This is a genomic window from Flavobacterium columnare, assembly GCF_014844295.1.
Classification (GTDB): Bacteria; Bacteroidota; Bacteroidia; order Flavobacteriales; family Flavobacteriaceae; genus Flavobacterium; species Flavobacterium columnare.
On the sequence record NZ_CP054494.1, the window covers coordinates 1,260,603 to 1,276,270 of the forward strand.

A 15,668-nucleotide genomic window follows, 5' to 3' on the forward strand; every position below is an offset into this window, starting at 1 on the left:
TAAAGAAGTAGGATTGTACCCGTTTGGACACTCTCAGTTTTTGTATTTTTTTATATTGTATAAAAAATATTATAGATCAATCTTTACTACGTAACCTTCATAGGTTCTAATATTAAAAACAGTATTGTCTTCAAATATTAAGTATTGCCCTTTAATTCCTTTTAAAATTCCTGTATAATGTGGTGTTTTTTCTAAATTCAAACTCACTACTTTTTTAGGATATTCTAAAACGGGATACTGAATTTTATATAAATCATCTGCAATAGGATGATAATACTCATGTACCTCTTGAGGCAAAATAAATTGTAAATTATTACGCTCTGCTATCAAATCTACTTCAGGCACTTCATTTTTTAACATACGTTGCCAGTTTGTTTTGTCAGCATATCTTTTTTTTAATGCCACCTCAGTTATACCTGCCAAATAACGATTTGGAACTTCAACAACCGGAATAGCCTGTACAGCTCCCTGATCTATCCATCGAGTAGGTACTTGCGTTTTTCTTGTTACCCCTACTTTCACTTCACTTGATAGAGCCAAATATACTATATGAGGTTGTAATTGTACTTTTTTTTCATATTCTAAATCGCGATCTTCAATATCTAAATGCGCTTTACTTAATTCAGGCTTCATAATCCAATCACCCGCTGATGCACTTGCCATAAAACAATCATAACAAAAACCTTGTCTGAAAATTTTTTTTTCTTTCCCACATTCTAAACACTGATAACCAACATGAAGAAACTCAATTGATTTACCTAATAACTGATTAAGATTTAAAAAAGAATTTTCAAAGACTAGATAGTATTCAATGGGATTAACAAACTCCGTTTGCATTTTGGTAAGTACGCCTTGAAAAGTCATAATAGATTTTTGATTTTAAATGTTAGGTAATCAATTTATTTTTTATTTTAGCGTAAAGTTATGATTCAAAAATCAAAATTCAAAATTCACGATTATAATGCCTTTACCAATTATAAATTCTATTGCCTCTTGGGTTTTAAAACAACGCATTCACCAAATAGAACTTTTTTTAAAATACCCAAATGAAGTACAAGAAGAGCTACTGATGAACCTAATTCGTCAGTCAGAAAATACGGTACTAGGTAAAACTTATCATTTTCAATCAATAAAAACATATCATACTTTTCAGGAAAGGGTACCTATTTCTGACTATGAAGATTTAGAACCTTTAATTGAGCGTACTCGCAAAGGAGAACAAAATGTCTTTTGGCATCAACCGATTAAATGGTTTGCTAAATCAAGTGGAACAACTAATGCTAAAAGCAAATTTATACCTGTAAGTAATGAGGCTCTTGAAAATTGTCATTACAAAGGCAGTAAAGATTTGCTTTGTATGTATCTTAACAACAATGAAAACTCTCAGCTTTTCACTGGAAAAAGCCTACGCTTAGGAGGTAGCAAACAACTATACGAAGACAACAATACCTTTTTTGGAGACTTATCTGCTATACTTATTGATAATATGCCTTTTTGGGCTGAATTAAGCAGCACTCCTTCTAACAAAACTTCTTTAATGAGCGAGTGGGAAACAAAACTTTTAGCAATCGTCAATGAAACTAAAATAGAAAATGTAACTAGTTTTGCTGGGGTTCCTTCTTGGATGATGGTATTGCTTAACAAGCTTATGGAAGAAACTGGAAAAACAAACCTGTTTTCCATTTGGCCTAACTTAGAGGTCTATTTTCACGGCGGTGTAAGTTTTGAGCCGTATCGTGAACAGTACAAAAAAATACTTCCTAAATCAGACTTTAAATACTACGAAATATACAATGCCTCTGAAGGTTTTTTTGCCATACAAGATCTTAATAATTCAAGCGACTTATTACTCATGTTAGATTATGGCATTTTTTATGAATTTATACCCATGGATACATACGGCACCTCAGATCAAAAAGTAGTCCGTCTAGCAGAAGTTGAACTTTACAAAAACTATGCGGTCATAATTACTACTAACGCTGGTTTATGGCGTTATCTAATTGGTGATACCGTTCGTTTTACATCATTATCCCCTTATCGGATTCGCATTACAGGACGAACAAAACATCATATCAATGTCTTTGGAGAAGAACTAATGGTTGAAAACACAGATAAAGCACTCGCAAAAACCTGTTCAGTAACCAATTGTGAAGTAAAAGATTACACCGTTGCCCCCATTTTTATGGATGGAAAAGAAAAGGGAGCTCACGAATGGATTATTGAGTTTAAAACACATCCAGAGTGTATGGAACGGTTTGGTAAAATTTTAGACGAAACTATACAATCACTAAATTCTGACTACGAAGCGAAACGATATAATAACATGACTCTAAATTCTTTAAAAATAAACGTTGCACGTGAAAATCTGTTTTATGATTGGCTGAAAGAAAAAGGGAAATTAGGTGGTCAAAACAAAGTGCCTCGCTTATCAAACTCTCGTGAATATTTAAACAGTCTTTTGGAAATGCAGTAAACTCATATCCTTCTAAAAAAATCATATTTGATCAAAGAGAGAGATTGTTCTTCTTTTGAAGAGGTAGCCCTATAAGAACAAACCATACCGTTTAGGTTATAGGATAATAAATACAAAAAAGCTGCCTAAAAAGGTCTTACTTATCATTCAAACAAAGAAGAATCACATCTCTGATTTGTAAAAAGTTTTCTATTAAAATGATAAACAAGCATCATTTTTAAAATTTTAGACAGCCTATTTTGCTTACGATGCTATTTCTAAACGTTTAAGTAAATTTTTATTAAGAGTAACTTCCACATACTCTTTATCTACATTTAATTGTTTTTCATCTGAACTTGGTATTTCATACATTGCATCTGTTAGAACAGCCTCACATAACGAGCGCAAACCACGAGCCCCTAACTTATACTCTAACGCTTTATCTACAATAAAATCCAATGCTTCATCAGTAATAGTAAACTCGATTTCATCCATAGCAAACAATTTTTTATATTGTTTGATGAGTGCATTTTTAGGTTCTGTTAAAATAGCACGCAAAGTAGCTTTATCTAAGGGATCCATATACGTTAATACAGGCAAACGACCAATGATTTCTGGAATTAACCCAAAATCTTTAATATCTTTTGGAATTACATATTGCAACAGATTGGTTTCATCTATCTTATCCGTTTCTTTAGATGCTCCAAAGCCCATTGCTTGACGATTTAAACGTTTCGAAATGATACGTTCTATTCCATCAAAAGCACCTCCCGCAATAAATAATATATCCTTAGTATTAACTTCTACAAATTTTTGATCAGGATGTTTACGTCCTCCTTTAGGAGGAACATTAACAACAGTTCCTTCTAACAACTTCAACATAGCTTGTTGCACTCCTTCACCTGAAACATCACGTGTAATAGATGGATTATCACTCTTACGCGCGATTTTATCAATTTCATCAATAAATACAATACCGCGTTCTGCCCTCGTCACATCATAATCCGCTGCTTGCAACAAACGAGTTAAAATACTTTCGACGTCTTCTCCCACATAACCTGCTTCAGTTAACACTGTTGCATCTACTATTGCTAACGGAACGTCTAACATTTTAGCAATTGTTTTAGCTACTAAGGTTTTTCCTGTACCTGTTTGCCCCACCATAATAATGTTTGACTTTTCAATTTCAACATCATCTCCGTGATCCAACTGCATTAAACGCTTGTAATGATTATATACCGCAACTGAAATAACCTTTTTGGTTTGTTCCTGTCCTATGACATACTTATCTAAAAAAGCTCTAATTTCTTTTGGCTTTTGCAAAACTAAATCAGTTACTTTAGATAATCCACTTGCTTTTAATTCTTCTAAAACAATTCCGTGTGCTTGCTCGATACAATGATCACATATATGTGCATCAATACCTGCAATTAATAAATTGGTTTCAGGTTTTCTCCTTCCACAGAAGGAACATTCTAAAATTTCTTTTGCCATTATTCAAGTCAAATGTCGTAAAGTTCAAAGCTAAAAGTCTTCTGGCTTTCTACTTTGAACTTTAGACGAAAAAATTATCTTCTTAAAACTTCATCAATCATTCCGTATTCTTTTGCTTCATCGGCTTTCATCCAATAATCGCGTTCGGAATCTTTATATACTTTTTCAAAAGGTTGTTTTGAATGATGAGAAATAATTTGGTATAACTCATCTTTCAATTTCAACATTTCTTTTAAGTTTATTTCCATATCGGTTGCTACTCCTTGTGCCCCCCCTGAAGGTTGATGAATCATCACCCTTGAATGTGGTAAAGCAGAACGTTTTCCTTCTGCTCCTGCACATAAAAGCACTGCCCCCATAGAAGCTGCCATACCTGTACAAATAGTTGCCACATCAGGTTTTACAAACTGCATTGTATCATAAATACCCAAACCTGCATATACACTACCTCCTGGAGAATTAATATATATTTGAATGTCTTTAGACGCATCTACACTTTCTAAGAACAATAACTGTGCTTGAATGATATTAGCCATATAGTCATCGACTCCTGTGCCCATAAAAATGATTCGATCCATCATTAAACGTGAAAAAACATCTAATTGCGAAATATTCAATTGACGTTCTTCAATTACATAAGGAGTCATACTACTAACAATTTTGTCATAGTACATACTATTTACACCATGATGCTTGGTAGCATATTTTTTAAATTCTTTACCGTAATTCATTTACTATTAGTTTAAAAGTTTAGAGGTTTAAAAGTTTAAAATTATTAATCAAACGTTTTAAACTCGTTACAATTTTTAGACCTTTTTATTTTTAATGACAGTTTGTCAACAAAAAAGCGTCAAACAAAACATTTGACGCTCAAACTTACGTATTTTTTTTATGATTTCTTTCGAAGAAAGTCTAAAAGTTTACAAAAGCAAATTATTTCTTTGATTATTTTAAAATATAAAATTCAAGAAAAAACATACAAATTCTCACATATTAGATTTCACCATACATAGCTTTGATGAATTCATCATAAGTTACTTCTTTAGTAGGTGCGTTTAATTTTTCTTTAAACACATTTAATAATCTTTCGCTCATTACTTGCTCAGACAAACGACGAACTTCTTCTTGATTAGTCATTACACGGCTTACGATATTATCTACATCTTCTTGTGAAGGATCTAACTGACCAAATTGTGCCATTTGTTTTTTGATAATATCACTAGCATATCCTTTTAGATCATCAAAGGTAACTTGTAAATTATTAGATGCGATGATCTTGCTTTCGATTAGCTGGTAACGCAATCCGTTTTCAGAACGTGCGTATTCTACTTCTGCTTGCTCAGGTGTTAAGGGAGTTTCTCCAACTGTTTGGATCCATCTTTTCAAGAATTCGGCTGGCAACTCAACTTGGTGGTTATTAATTAAATATTCTGTTGCATCGTTATAGAACTTTTGATCGGCTTGTTGAGCAAAAGTTTTTTCTGCATCTTCTTTGATTTTAGCCTTTAAATCTTCCACGGAAGCCACATTTCCTTCACCAAATAATTTATCAAATAATTCTTGATTTAATTCAGCGGGTTCAGTTGTAGTAACCTCTTCTATTTTAAAATCAACAGTAATATCTAAACCGTGAACATCATCATGACCTAGGCCTAAATAATCCATTAATTTATGATCATCATTAAACAAGCCTTTTGTTGGAACAGCTACTACATCTCCTGCTTTTTTACCTATAAAAGAGTCTGCTACGGCTTTGTTTTCAAAAATATCTAAAGTAATTTGAGCGGGTTTGTTGATTCCTTTTTCTTCATTTACAAAAGTACCACGAATATCATCTTCTTGAGCAATTATGTCCTTAGAAGACATTTTTCCAAATTGTTTTTGAATTCTAACAACTTGCTCATCTAATAATTTATCATCTGCAACAATATTATAGTATGTTAAATCTTTAGATCCTTCTAATTTTATATCAAATTCAGGAGCTAAACCTAATTCAAATTCAAATTTAAAATCATCAGCATCCCAATTAAAATCTTCCGTAAATTTAGGAAGTGGATTTCCTAAGATATCTAATTTTTCTTCTACTAAAAACTTATTTAAACTTTCTTGAATTAGCTTATTTACCTCCTCAGCTAAAACCGCTTTACCGTATTGTTTTTGCACTAAAGACATTGGTACTTGACCTTTACGGAAACCTGGTATATTCGCGTTTTTACGGTAGTTTTGCAAAACTTTCTCTACCTTTTCAGCATAATCATTCTTTGCAACTTCTACAGTTACCACTGCGTTTAACGCATCAATATTGGTTTTTGTAATATTCATTATATATGTTTTTTACGTACTAAATTTGGGTCGCAAAATTACATAATTTATACCACCCAACAAATTTTATTTTATCAAAATCAACTTACTAATTTTTAGTCTTTTATAAACTTATACAATACCCATTGTGAAACAGACATCAAGACACTAAAAATAAGGGCTGTAACAAACGATTCTACAACAAATCCATCTACCAATTTAGCACACAAAAGAACCATTCCTGCATTAATAACTAGCAAAAAAATACCCAATGTAAAAAACGTAATAGGCAAAGTAAAGAAAACTAATATTGGCTTTAAAAAGGTATTTAAAACCCCTAAAACAAAGGCTACAACAAAAGCTGTTGTAATATCTTTAAAATGTACTTCTTTCATAAAATAAGAAAGCACTATTACAATTAGCGTTGATATTAAGAATTTTTGCAATAATTTCATTTTTATATATGGTTTAAAATATTATTTTTTTATTCCTAAAACGTATTTGAAGAAAAACGTTCCAAAAAACACAACGTTTTTTCTAAAAAATCTTTTGGGTTTTCCGCATGCAACCAATGCCCTGCATTAGCTACGCTGAGTATTTCTGCTTTTGGAAAATGATGGTAAATCGTTTCAAAATCACTATCTGATATATAGTCTGATTTATCGCCTCGCAAAAATAAAGTTTTTTTATCAAAGTGGTTTTCAAATGGCAAAGCTTCGCCAATTACAGAAGTTTTTTCTGTAAATACTTTTAGATTAAATCGAAAACCCAATTGTCCTGGCTCAACCCAATACAAATTCTTTAATAAAAATTGTCTGGTTCCCAAATCCGTTATATATTTTGAAATTACATCTTCTACATCCGAACGTGAGGGTTTGACCGAAAAATCAACAGCATTTAACGCTTGTAAAATAGTTTGATGATGTGGCGCATAATATTTAGGTCCTATATCTGCTACAATTAGTTTATCTACTAAATCGGGATAAGTTGTAGCCAAGAGCATAGCTACCTTCCCTCCCATTGAATGCCCAATTACAGATATATCAAATAAATTATTTTGTTTGCAATAATTCACAACATCATGAACCATAAAATTATATCCCCAATCAGACGTATGAAAACTTTTTCCATGATTACGCATATCTAGAGTATGCACTTCAAAACCTTGTTCTGCATATTGAGAGGCTAAGGTTTTCCAGTTATCTGACATTCCTAAAAAGCCATGAATAATAACTAAACTCTTTCCTTCTCCATGTATATTACTATGTAATTTCATATTTAATTTCTTTGTTTTTACAGGCTCACTTCAAAAGCGACTAAAAACAAATCTAATATTTTTATTTTTTTAACATTCCGAATTCAACGCCTCAATTAATAATTAGGAAACAACCAGTTAGAAATCAATTCACCACTATTACTAGTTTTACACTAGAAATTTCTTTTACCTTTTGTATTGAAGCTATTTTTATTTAAGATTGAATTTAGAATTTTAGTCTCTTTTTAACATTTACTCTGTAACGTTCCAACAATCCACACTTACTCACAAAATAAATTAATAAGATTGTACGCTATATTTTCCCAAGCCTCTTGAATCAAAAAACTATTACTATTCAATCATTAATTATTTCAACTTTCTCAAATACATATTTACTACATTTTCCAATCCTAAATACAGTGATTCGGAGATCAACGCATGACCAATAGATACTTCTAATAAACCTGGGATGTTTTGATTAAAAAACTGAATATTCTCCAAACTTAAATCATGACCTGCATTAATACCCAAATCTAATTCATTGGCCAATTTAGCTGATGCTGCATAAGGCGCAATACCCTCTTTATTTCCCAGATTGTATTGATGCGCAAATGTTTCAGTATACAACTCAATTCTATCAGCCCCTGTTTCTTTGGCTCCTTCTATCATTTTTAATATTGGATCTACAAAAATAGAAGTTCTAATACCATTGCGTTTAAACTCCTCAATAACTTCTTTTAAATATCTTTGATGCAAAATAGTATCCCATCCTGCATTGGATGTCAAAGCCCCTATAGCATCAGGAACTAGAGTAACTTGAGTAGGCTTACATTCTAACACTAAATCAATAAAGTTATGTTGTGGATTTCCTTCAATATTATATTCCGTGTAGACTATCTCTTTCAAATCACGCGCATCTTGATAACGGATATGACGCTCGTCTGGACGAGGATGTATTGTGATCCCTTGTGCACCAAATTCCTGAATGCGCTTAGCCGCTTCTACTACATTAGGTGTATTTGCTCCACGAGAGTTACGCAACGTGGCAATTTTATTTATGTTTACACTAAGTTTACAATTATTTTGAATCATTTAAAACGATATTTTAATAAAACGGAACAAAAATACAAACTTACTCATGCTCTTATCTATTTTTTTAATTATTTTGCAATTAAATAACAACTCAAAACGTTTTCAAACGATATTCTTAACCCATGAATACACTTATTGACTATATCAATCAAGACTTTACACCATTAGACATTAATGAGGAGGTAGCAACTGCACAAGACTTTTTTACCGATTATCCATTTTCGCATTTTCCAGTAACTGAAAACGGTGTTTTTGTTGGCAATGTAGCCGCAGAAGATGTAGACGGGTTTGATTTTAGCAAAAATCTAGCCGAATACCGATATACCTTTGATCCCTTTTTCACTAGAAGCAACTCTGTTTTACTAGATGTATTAGATGATTTTGCCAAAAACGAAACCAATATCATACCTGTATTAGACCTAAACAATCAATATATCGGGTATTACGAATTAGAAGATGTAATACGTGTTTTTAACGAAACGCCTTTTCTACGTGAATTAGGAGGTATTATAATTATTGAAAAAGGAATAAATGATTATTCTTTTAGTCAAATAGCACAAATAGTAGAAGGCAATAATGCCAAATTACTTGGTGCTTTTATTTCCAATTCTAGTACAGAAAAAATTCAAATTACATTAAAATTAGGAGAAGGGAGTCTGAATGAGATCATTCAAACATTCCGACGCTATGATTACGAAATCATATCCGAACATCAAGAAGATGAACATTTAAGAACACTTAAGGAACGTTCTGATTATTTAGATAAATATTTAAATATTTAAACCTAATATATAATATACACAAAGAACCTTTTTAAAGTTAATGATATACTAACACTCCTTACTTCTTCATCGAAATAGAACAACCATGAAAGTAGCCATCTACGGTCAATATTACCAAAACACAACTGCTCCTATTATAGAGCGGTTAATCCGTTTTCTAAAAACAAATGCTATAGCATTTACCATTGAGGCTAACTTCTTAAAAATCCTTCAGGATAATCAAGTCATTGCCAATACAGTAGAAACTTTTAGCACTCATAATGATTTAGACAGTACTTACCAGATGGTATTGAGTGTGGGGGGAGACGGAACTTTTCTCAGAGCGGCTACATTTGTTAGAGACTCTGGAATCCCTATATTAGGAATAAATGCAGGTAGACTAGGCTTTTTAGCCAATGTACAACAAGAAAACATTGAAAAATTCTTAACCCTTGTACTGGAAAAAAAATACACCATTTCAGAACGCACACTTCTTAGTGTAACTTGTTCTCCCAAATTGAGTTCGCTAGACGACATACATTTTGCCATGAACGAGATTACTGTAAGCCGTAAAGATACTACTTCTATGATAACCATAGAAACGTATTTGAACGATGAATATTTAACCTCTTACTGGGCTGATGGATTAATCATATCTACTCCCACAGGCTCTACTGGTTACTCATTAAGTTGTGGAGGCCCTATTTTAACTCCAGAAACAGAAAGTTTTGTAATCACTCCTATTGCCCCACATAATTTAAATGCCCGTCCTATGGTCATTCCTGACTGTACAATTTTAAAATTAAAAGTAACAGGACGAGAAGAGAACTATCTAGTTTCCTTAGATTCAAGAATTAACTCTGTTAAAAATGAAAGCATTTTAACTATTAAAAAAACACCCTTTAAAATTAAAATGGTGGAAATAACAGAGGAAACCTTTTTAAAAACCTTACGAAACAAATTACTTTTTGGTGAAGACAGAAGAAATTAACAGATAAAATACTAGCCAGCAAACTTTTTCGTTTAGGAATAAATAAGTTTACAAATTAAAAACCAACAAATCAACAATTCACTTTGTAGAGTGTTCATAATTACTATATTTGCAACCTATTATAAAAATGAAAAAGTTAGCACACATTCTCCTGTTTATTTTGGCGATCAGCCAAAACTACGCTCAATTACACGAAATCGGTGTTTTTGGAGGGGGTAGTAACTATATGGGTGATATTGGAAGCACTCAATTTGTATCACCTAAAGAAGCGGCTTTTGGTTTTATCTACAGATGGAATAAAAGCAAAAGACATGCTTGGCGTTTTTCTGCCATGACCAGTACAATTAGTGGCAATGACACTCATTCAAACAATATAGCAAGAAATGAGCGCGGCTATTCTTTTCAAAACAAACTTTCAGAATTATCTGCTGGCTTAGAATTTAATTTTTTTGATTTTAACCTACATGAGAACAACTTTATTATCACCCCTTATATTCATTCTGGCTTAACTTATTTCAATTATAGAAATCTATATTTCAAAAATAGCAATAGTACCTCAAAACAAAGTTCTTGGGCATTTGCAATCCCTATGACAGCAGGTATAAAAATGAAGTTAACCGACAAGGTAATCTTAGGTTTAGAAACCAGTTTTCACTATACTTTCATTGATGATTTAGACGGTAGTTCACCAAAAGACAGTGCTCTGAAAAATCTTTCTTTTGGAAATACAAACAGTAATGATTGGTATACTTTTACTGGCATAACGTTAACCTATACTTTCGGACAAAATCCTTGTTATTGTAAAAATTAATGAATTTAATAGACAAAATAAACAAAGACAATTTACCCCAACACCTTGCCATTATCATGGACGGAAATGGCCGTTGGGCAAAACAAAAAGGAATGCTTCGCGTTTTTGGTCACGAAAACGGCACAAAGTCTGTACGTGTTACAGTAGAAACTTGTGTTAAATTAGGTATTAAAAACCTAACTCTATATACTTTTTCTACTGAAAATTGGAATCGACCAAAAATAGAAGTAGAAACCTTAATGAAAATACTCATTTCTTCCTTAAAAAAAGAATTAGATACTTTTATTAAACACAAGATTAAACTAAACAGTATAGGCAATTTAGATTTGCTCCCTAATAACGTACAAAAAGAATTATTAGAGGTAATAGAAAAGACTAAAAACAACGATCAGATGACACTAACTTTAGCATTAAGCTATGGTTCACGTGAGGAAATCTTAAATGCTGTTAAAAAAATATCCGATAAAGTTAAAAATAATATAATTTCAATTGAGAGTATTGACGAATCAATTTTTAATAATCATCTTTACACACATGATTTACCAGAAGTAGATTTAGTCATACGAACAAGTGGCGAACATAGAATCAGTAATTTTTTACTTTGGCAAATAGCCTATGCTGAATTTTACTTTACTGATGTTTTATGGCCTGATTTTAGTGAAAAAGATTTATATGAAGCCCTCATTAGCTATCAAAAAAGAGAACGTAGATTTGGAAAAACAAGTGAGCAAGTTAAATAATTTTACACAAGTTAAAAGCAGCATAAAATTCATGCTGCTAATTGCATTTACAAGTATTGCAATAAACGCACAAGCACAAGAAAGATTAACCATCGAAAATGGCAAATCCTATGTACTTAAAAAAGTAAATGTAACTGGTAAAGTTACCTACAACGAACAAACAATTGTTACGTTTGCAGGTCTATCAAAAGGACAAACCATAACAGTTCCAGGAGAAGAAATTAGTAATTCCATAAAAAAACTATGGAAGCTAGGACTGTATAACAATGTCAACTTCTATGTAGATAAAATAGAAGGCGATAGCATATCTTTAGAATTAAATCTAAATGAATTGCCTAAACTCAATGAAATTAAAGTCGTTGGTGTTAAAAAAAGTGCACGCGAGTCTTTAATCAAAGACAATGAGCTTACTGCTGAAAAAATTGTAAATGAAAACCTTTTAACAACAACCAAATATTACATTGAAAACAAATACAAAAAAGAAGGGTATTTCAACACAAAAGTAAATATAACCACTATTGAAGATACTGCTACCGTAAACCATGTAAATATGGTAATAAATATAGATAGGGGAAAAAAAGTACGAATAAAGGACATTGAACTAATTGGCAACAATGAACTTAAAAAAGGCGTTCTACTTCGTTCAATGAAAGACACTCGTCATTTAAGCTTAATGAATTTCTTAAAATTCAAATCAATGAAATTCAAAAAAGACAAATACAAAGATGATTTAAGTTTATTAATAGATAAATACAAAGAAAACGGTTATCGTGATGCAAGAATAAAATCGGATACTGTTGTCTATGATTCAAAAACAAATAAAGTTAAAATTAAAATTAACCTAGAAGAAGGTAAAAAATATTATTTTGGCGATATCAACTTTACTGGGAATACTATCTATAATGACCAACTCCTATCTAAATACCTAGGAATTAAAAAAGGCGATGTATACAATAGCATTTTACTAGACAAAAGAATTGCGGACAAAACACAACCTGATGGAGAGGATATAACCAATTTATATCAAAACAATGGCTATCTGTTCTCTAATATCAATCCTGTAGAAGTTAGAACAGATAATAATCAAATTGATCTTGACATTAGAATTGTTGAAGGTCCTTTGGCTCATTTTAATAAAATATCAGTCGTAGGCAATGACAAAACCAACGATAAAGTAATTTATCGTGAGTTACGAACAAAACCAGGAGAAGTTTATAGCAAAGAAAATTTAGTACGAACCATTCGTGAAATTGGACAATTAGGATTTTTTGACGCAGAAGCTATAAAACCTGATTTTGAAAATGTAGATCCAGCGGGTGGTACTGTAGACATTAAGTATCACGTTGCTGAAAAAGGAGCCAGCCAGATTGAACTACAAGGAGGTTATGGTGGAGGTGGCTTTATTGGTACACTGGGCCTATCGTTTAACAATTTTGCTTTAAGTAACATTTTTAAGAAAAATGCCTACAAACCACTTCCTATGGGAGATGGACAAAAGTTATCTTTACGTTTACAGGCTAGTTCTTATTTTCAAACTTATAGTTTTTCATTTGCAGAACCTTGGTTTGGTGGTAAAAAACCTATTCAATTTTCTGGTTCATTATCGTACAGCAAACAGTTTTCAAACAATTTTACAAACAATAGTGTAGACAGATCAAAAAACTTTAACATCTTCACAGTATCTTTAGGAATAGCCAAAAGATTACAGTTCCCTGATGATTATTTTGTACTTTCTCAATCTGTTAGTTACCAACATTACGACCTAAACAATTACAATATTGGATTATTTACATTTGGTAATGGTACATCCAGAAACCTTTCGTACACTATCGGACTAACACGTAATAACAAAGGTGTTAACCCTATATTTCCTACTTATGGTTCTGAATTTAGCATCATTGCTAAACTGACACCTCCTTATTCCTATTTTAACGGGGTAGATTATCAAAATCTTGGAAATTTAGCAGAAAATAAATTGTATGCAACAAACTCAACTGAAACGTACAATGTAGGCGATCCACTCATAAACAATAACGGTGTATTATCTAAAGCTAACTCTATAGAAGAGGCATCGCCTGACCCTGCTAAAATAGATCAAAAGAAGTTCAACTGGCTTGAATACTATAAAATAAAAGTTAAGGCAGAATGGTTTTCTAAAATATACGAAAAGCTAACATTACGCACATTAGGCGAATTTGGCTTCATGGGAGCCTATGACAACAAGCGCGGTTTAGTTCCTTTTGAACGTTTTTATCTAGGTGGAGATGGTTTGGCTAATTTTGCTATGGATGGTAGAGAAACCATTCAATTAAGAGGCTATCCTAATAATTCCTTGACGCCTACTATCACACAAGGAGAAAGAGCAGGTCAACAAATAGGAGGTACTGCTTTTAATAAATTTTCACTAGAATTACGTTACCCTATAACTTTAAAACAAACAGCATCTATATACATGATGGCTTTTGTAGAAGGAGGAGCTGCTTTTGAAGGTTTCAAATCATACAACCCATTTGCCATAAAACGTTCTGCGGGTGTTGGTCTACGAGTTTTCATGCCTGCTTTTGGTCTTTTAGGAATTGATTTTGCTCATGGATTTGACTCTATTAATCCAGGTGGTCCAAAATCAGGTTGGCAAACACATTTTATCATAGGACAACAATTTTAATTATATTTGACGTTATATTTGATATAACGTCAAATATATAAGCTCACAGCTTGTCAAAATTTAAAAAATATGAAAAGATTCTTATTAATCTTAAGTCTATTTACCATAACCAATACAATAGGACAGTCCAAAACGGGTCTTAAAATTGGTTATATAGATATGGAATACATCCTAGAAAACACTCCTGATTATAAAGAAGCTTCTTCCCAATTAGAAGAAAAAGCACAGAAATGGAAACAAGATATTGAGACTAAAAAAAACACGATTAACAAACTTAAAGAAACATTAAAAAGCGAAAGTGCTTTATTAACAAGAGAGTTAATTAAAGAACGAGAAGAAGAAATAAAGTTCCAAGAAAACCAATTATTAGACTATCAACAAAAACGATTTGGATCAAGAGGTGACTTAGCATTACAAAAAGAAGCCATCTTAAAACCTGTACAAGACCAAGTTTTCAATGCTGTTCAAGATCTAGCAGAAAAAAAACAATACGACTATATTTTTGACAAGTCTTCAGCACAAATGACAATGCTGTTTTCTGCCAAAAGATTTGACATTAGTGATCTAATAGTTAGAGTCATTACTAGAGCCGAAAAAAGAGAAGAACTAAGTAAAAAACAACAAAAAGCTTTAGAAGCAAAAGAAGCAAAAGAAGATGAAGTTGCTGAAAACGTAAATTTAGCGGAACGTAAAAAAATACTTGATGAAAAAAAATCACGTCGTGAACAAATATTAGAAACGAAACGTCTGGAAACAGAAAAAAAACGAAAAGATTACGAAGAAAAAAGAAAAAAACAATTAGAAGAACAAGAAGCTAAAAAAAATGGCACAACTATTGATTCTAGCCCAAGTAATAGTCTTTCCCAAAAAAGTACAACAAACCCTCAATCAGTTAACTTTAACAAAAGAGAAGACAAAAAAATAAATCAAGATTCCATACGGATTGTACGTGAAGCAGCAAGACAAGAATTAATAGAAAAAAACAAAAAAAACCTTGAAGAAAGAAAAAAAGCTTTAGAAGAAAAAAAGAAAAAAATCCTTGAAGAAAAAGAAGCTCAACGCAAAGCTCAAGAAGACAAAAAGAGTACTAATTAATTTTTAACTAT

14 protein-coding genes are annotated in these 15,668 nt (G+C 32.0%); 7 read left to right on the top strand and 7 right to left on the bottom strand.

Going from position 1 to position 15,668, the window contains the following annotated elements:
* Positions 1 to 69 precede the first annotated feature (69 nt).
* Complete coding sequence (locus HUE53_RS05595; protein WP_065212971.1) at positions 70 to 864, bottom strand: DUF2797 domain-containing protein; 795 nt, start codon at positions 862 to 864, stop codon at positions 70 to 72.
* A 97-nt stretch (positions 865 to 961) separates the two neighbouring features.
* On the opposite strand from HUE53_RS05595, the gene HUE53_RS05600 reads away from it, so the two are divergent.
* Positions 962 to 2,473 carry a GH3 auxin-responsive promoter family protein gene (locus HUE53_RS05600; protein WP_014165002.1) on the top strand — a complete coding sequence of 504 codons (1,512 nt, stop codon included), beginning with the start codon at positions 962 to 964 and terminating at the stop codon, positions 2,471 to 2,473.
* A gap of 243 nt (positions 2,474 to 2,716) precedes the next feature.
* On the opposite strand, the gene clpX is transcribed toward HUE53_RS05600, so the two are convergent.
* The 6 genes from clpX to HUE53_RS05630 all read right to left on the bottom strand — a co-directional run bounded on the left by clpX (position 2,717) and on the right by HUE53_RS05630 (position 8,594).
* Positions 2,717 to 3,946: an ATP-dependent Clp protease ATP-binding subunit ClpX gene (gene clpX, locus HUE53_RS05605; protein WP_014165003.1), complete on the bottom strand. Its 1,230-nt coding sequence runs from the start codon at positions 3,944 to 3,946 to the stop codon at positions 2,717 to 2,719.
* A gap of 74 nt (positions 3,947 to 4,020) precedes the next feature.
* Positions 4,021 to 4,677 (bottom strand): ATP-dependent Clp endopeptidase proteolytic subunit ClpP, encoded by a 657-nt coding sequence (clpP, locus tag HUE53_RS05610; protein ID WP_014165004.1) that lies wholly within the window; start codon positions 4,675 to 4,677, stop codon positions 4,021 to 4,023.
* Between the two features lie 262 nt (positions 4,678 to 4,939).
* Positions 4,940 to 6,268, bottom strand: coding sequence for a trigger factor (gene tig, locus HUE53_RS05615; protein WP_065212970.1), 1,329 nt, complete (start codon positions 6,266 to 6,268; stop codon positions 4,940 to 4,942).
* A 95-nt stretch (positions 6,269 to 6,363) separates the two neighbouring features.
* A complete protein-coding gene (locus HUE53_RS05620; protein ID WP_014165006.1) occupies positions 6,364 to 6,702 on the bottom strand; it encodes a phage holin family protein in 339 nt (112 codons plus the stop codon).
* 35 nt (positions 6,703 to 6,737) lie between these two features.
* Entirely contained in the window at positions 6,738 to 7,523 is a 786-nt protein-coding gene (locus tag HUE53_RS05625; RefSeq protein WP_014165007.1) for an alpha/beta fold hydrolase, read from the bottom strand.
* Between the two features lie 345 nt (positions 7,524 to 7,868).
* Positions 7,869 to 8,594, bottom strand: a complete 726-nt coding sequence (locus tag HUE53_RS05630) for a pyridoxine 5'-phosphate synthase (RefSeq protein WP_077225659.1) — start codon at positions 8,592 to 8,594, stop codon at positions 7,869 to 7,871.
* Between the two features lie 122 nt (positions 8,595 to 8,716).
* Between HUE53_RS05630 and HUE53_RS05635 the strand changes: the two genes are divergently transcribed.
* The 6 genes from HUE53_RS05635 to HUE53_RS05660 all read left to right on the top strand — a co-directional run bounded on the left by HUE53_RS05635 (position 8,717) and on the right by HUE53_RS05660 (position 15,657).
* Entirely contained in the window at positions 8,717 to 9,376 is a 660-nt protein-coding gene (locus tag HUE53_RS05635) for a CBS domain-containing protein (RefSeq protein WP_014165009.1), read from the top strand.
* Positions 9,377 to 9,461: 85 nt separating this feature from the next.
* Positions 9,462 to 10,346 (top strand): NAD kinase, encoded by an 885-nt coding sequence (locus HUE53_RS05640; RefSeq protein WP_014165010.1) that lies wholly within the window; start codon positions 9,462 to 9,464, stop codon positions 10,344 to 10,346.
* Between the two features lie 127 nt (positions 10,347 to 10,473).
* On the top strand, positions 10,474 to 11,157 hold the full coding sequence (gene porG / locus HUE53_RS05645; protein WP_014165011.1) for a type IX secretion system protein PorG: 684 nt from the start codon (positions 10,474 to 10,476) through the stop codon (positions 11,155 to 11,157).
* On the top strand, positions 11,157 to 11,897 hold the full coding sequence (locus HUE53_RS05650; protein ID WP_014165012.1) for an isoprenyl transferase: 741 nt from the start codon (positions 11,157 to 11,159) through the stop codon (positions 11,895 to 11,897). The genes porG and HUE53_RS05650 overlap by 1 nt, the downstream gene beginning before the upstream one ends.
* On the top strand, positions 11,830 to 14,562 hold the full coding sequence (bamA, locus tag HUE53_RS05655) for an outer membrane protein assembly factor BamA (protein WP_014165013.1): 2,733 nt from the start codon (positions 11,830 to 11,832) through the stop codon (positions 14,560 to 14,562). The genes HUE53_RS05650 and bamA overlap by 68 nt, the downstream gene beginning before the upstream one ends.
* 69 nt (positions 14,563 to 14,631) lie before the next feature.
* A complete protein-coding gene (locus tag HUE53_RS05660) occupies positions 14,632 to 15,657 on the top strand; it encodes an OmpH family outer membrane protein (RefSeq protein ID WP_065212969.1) in 1,026 nt (341 codons plus the stop codon).
* The last annotated feature ends 11 nt before the right edge of the window (positions 15,658 to 15,668 follow it).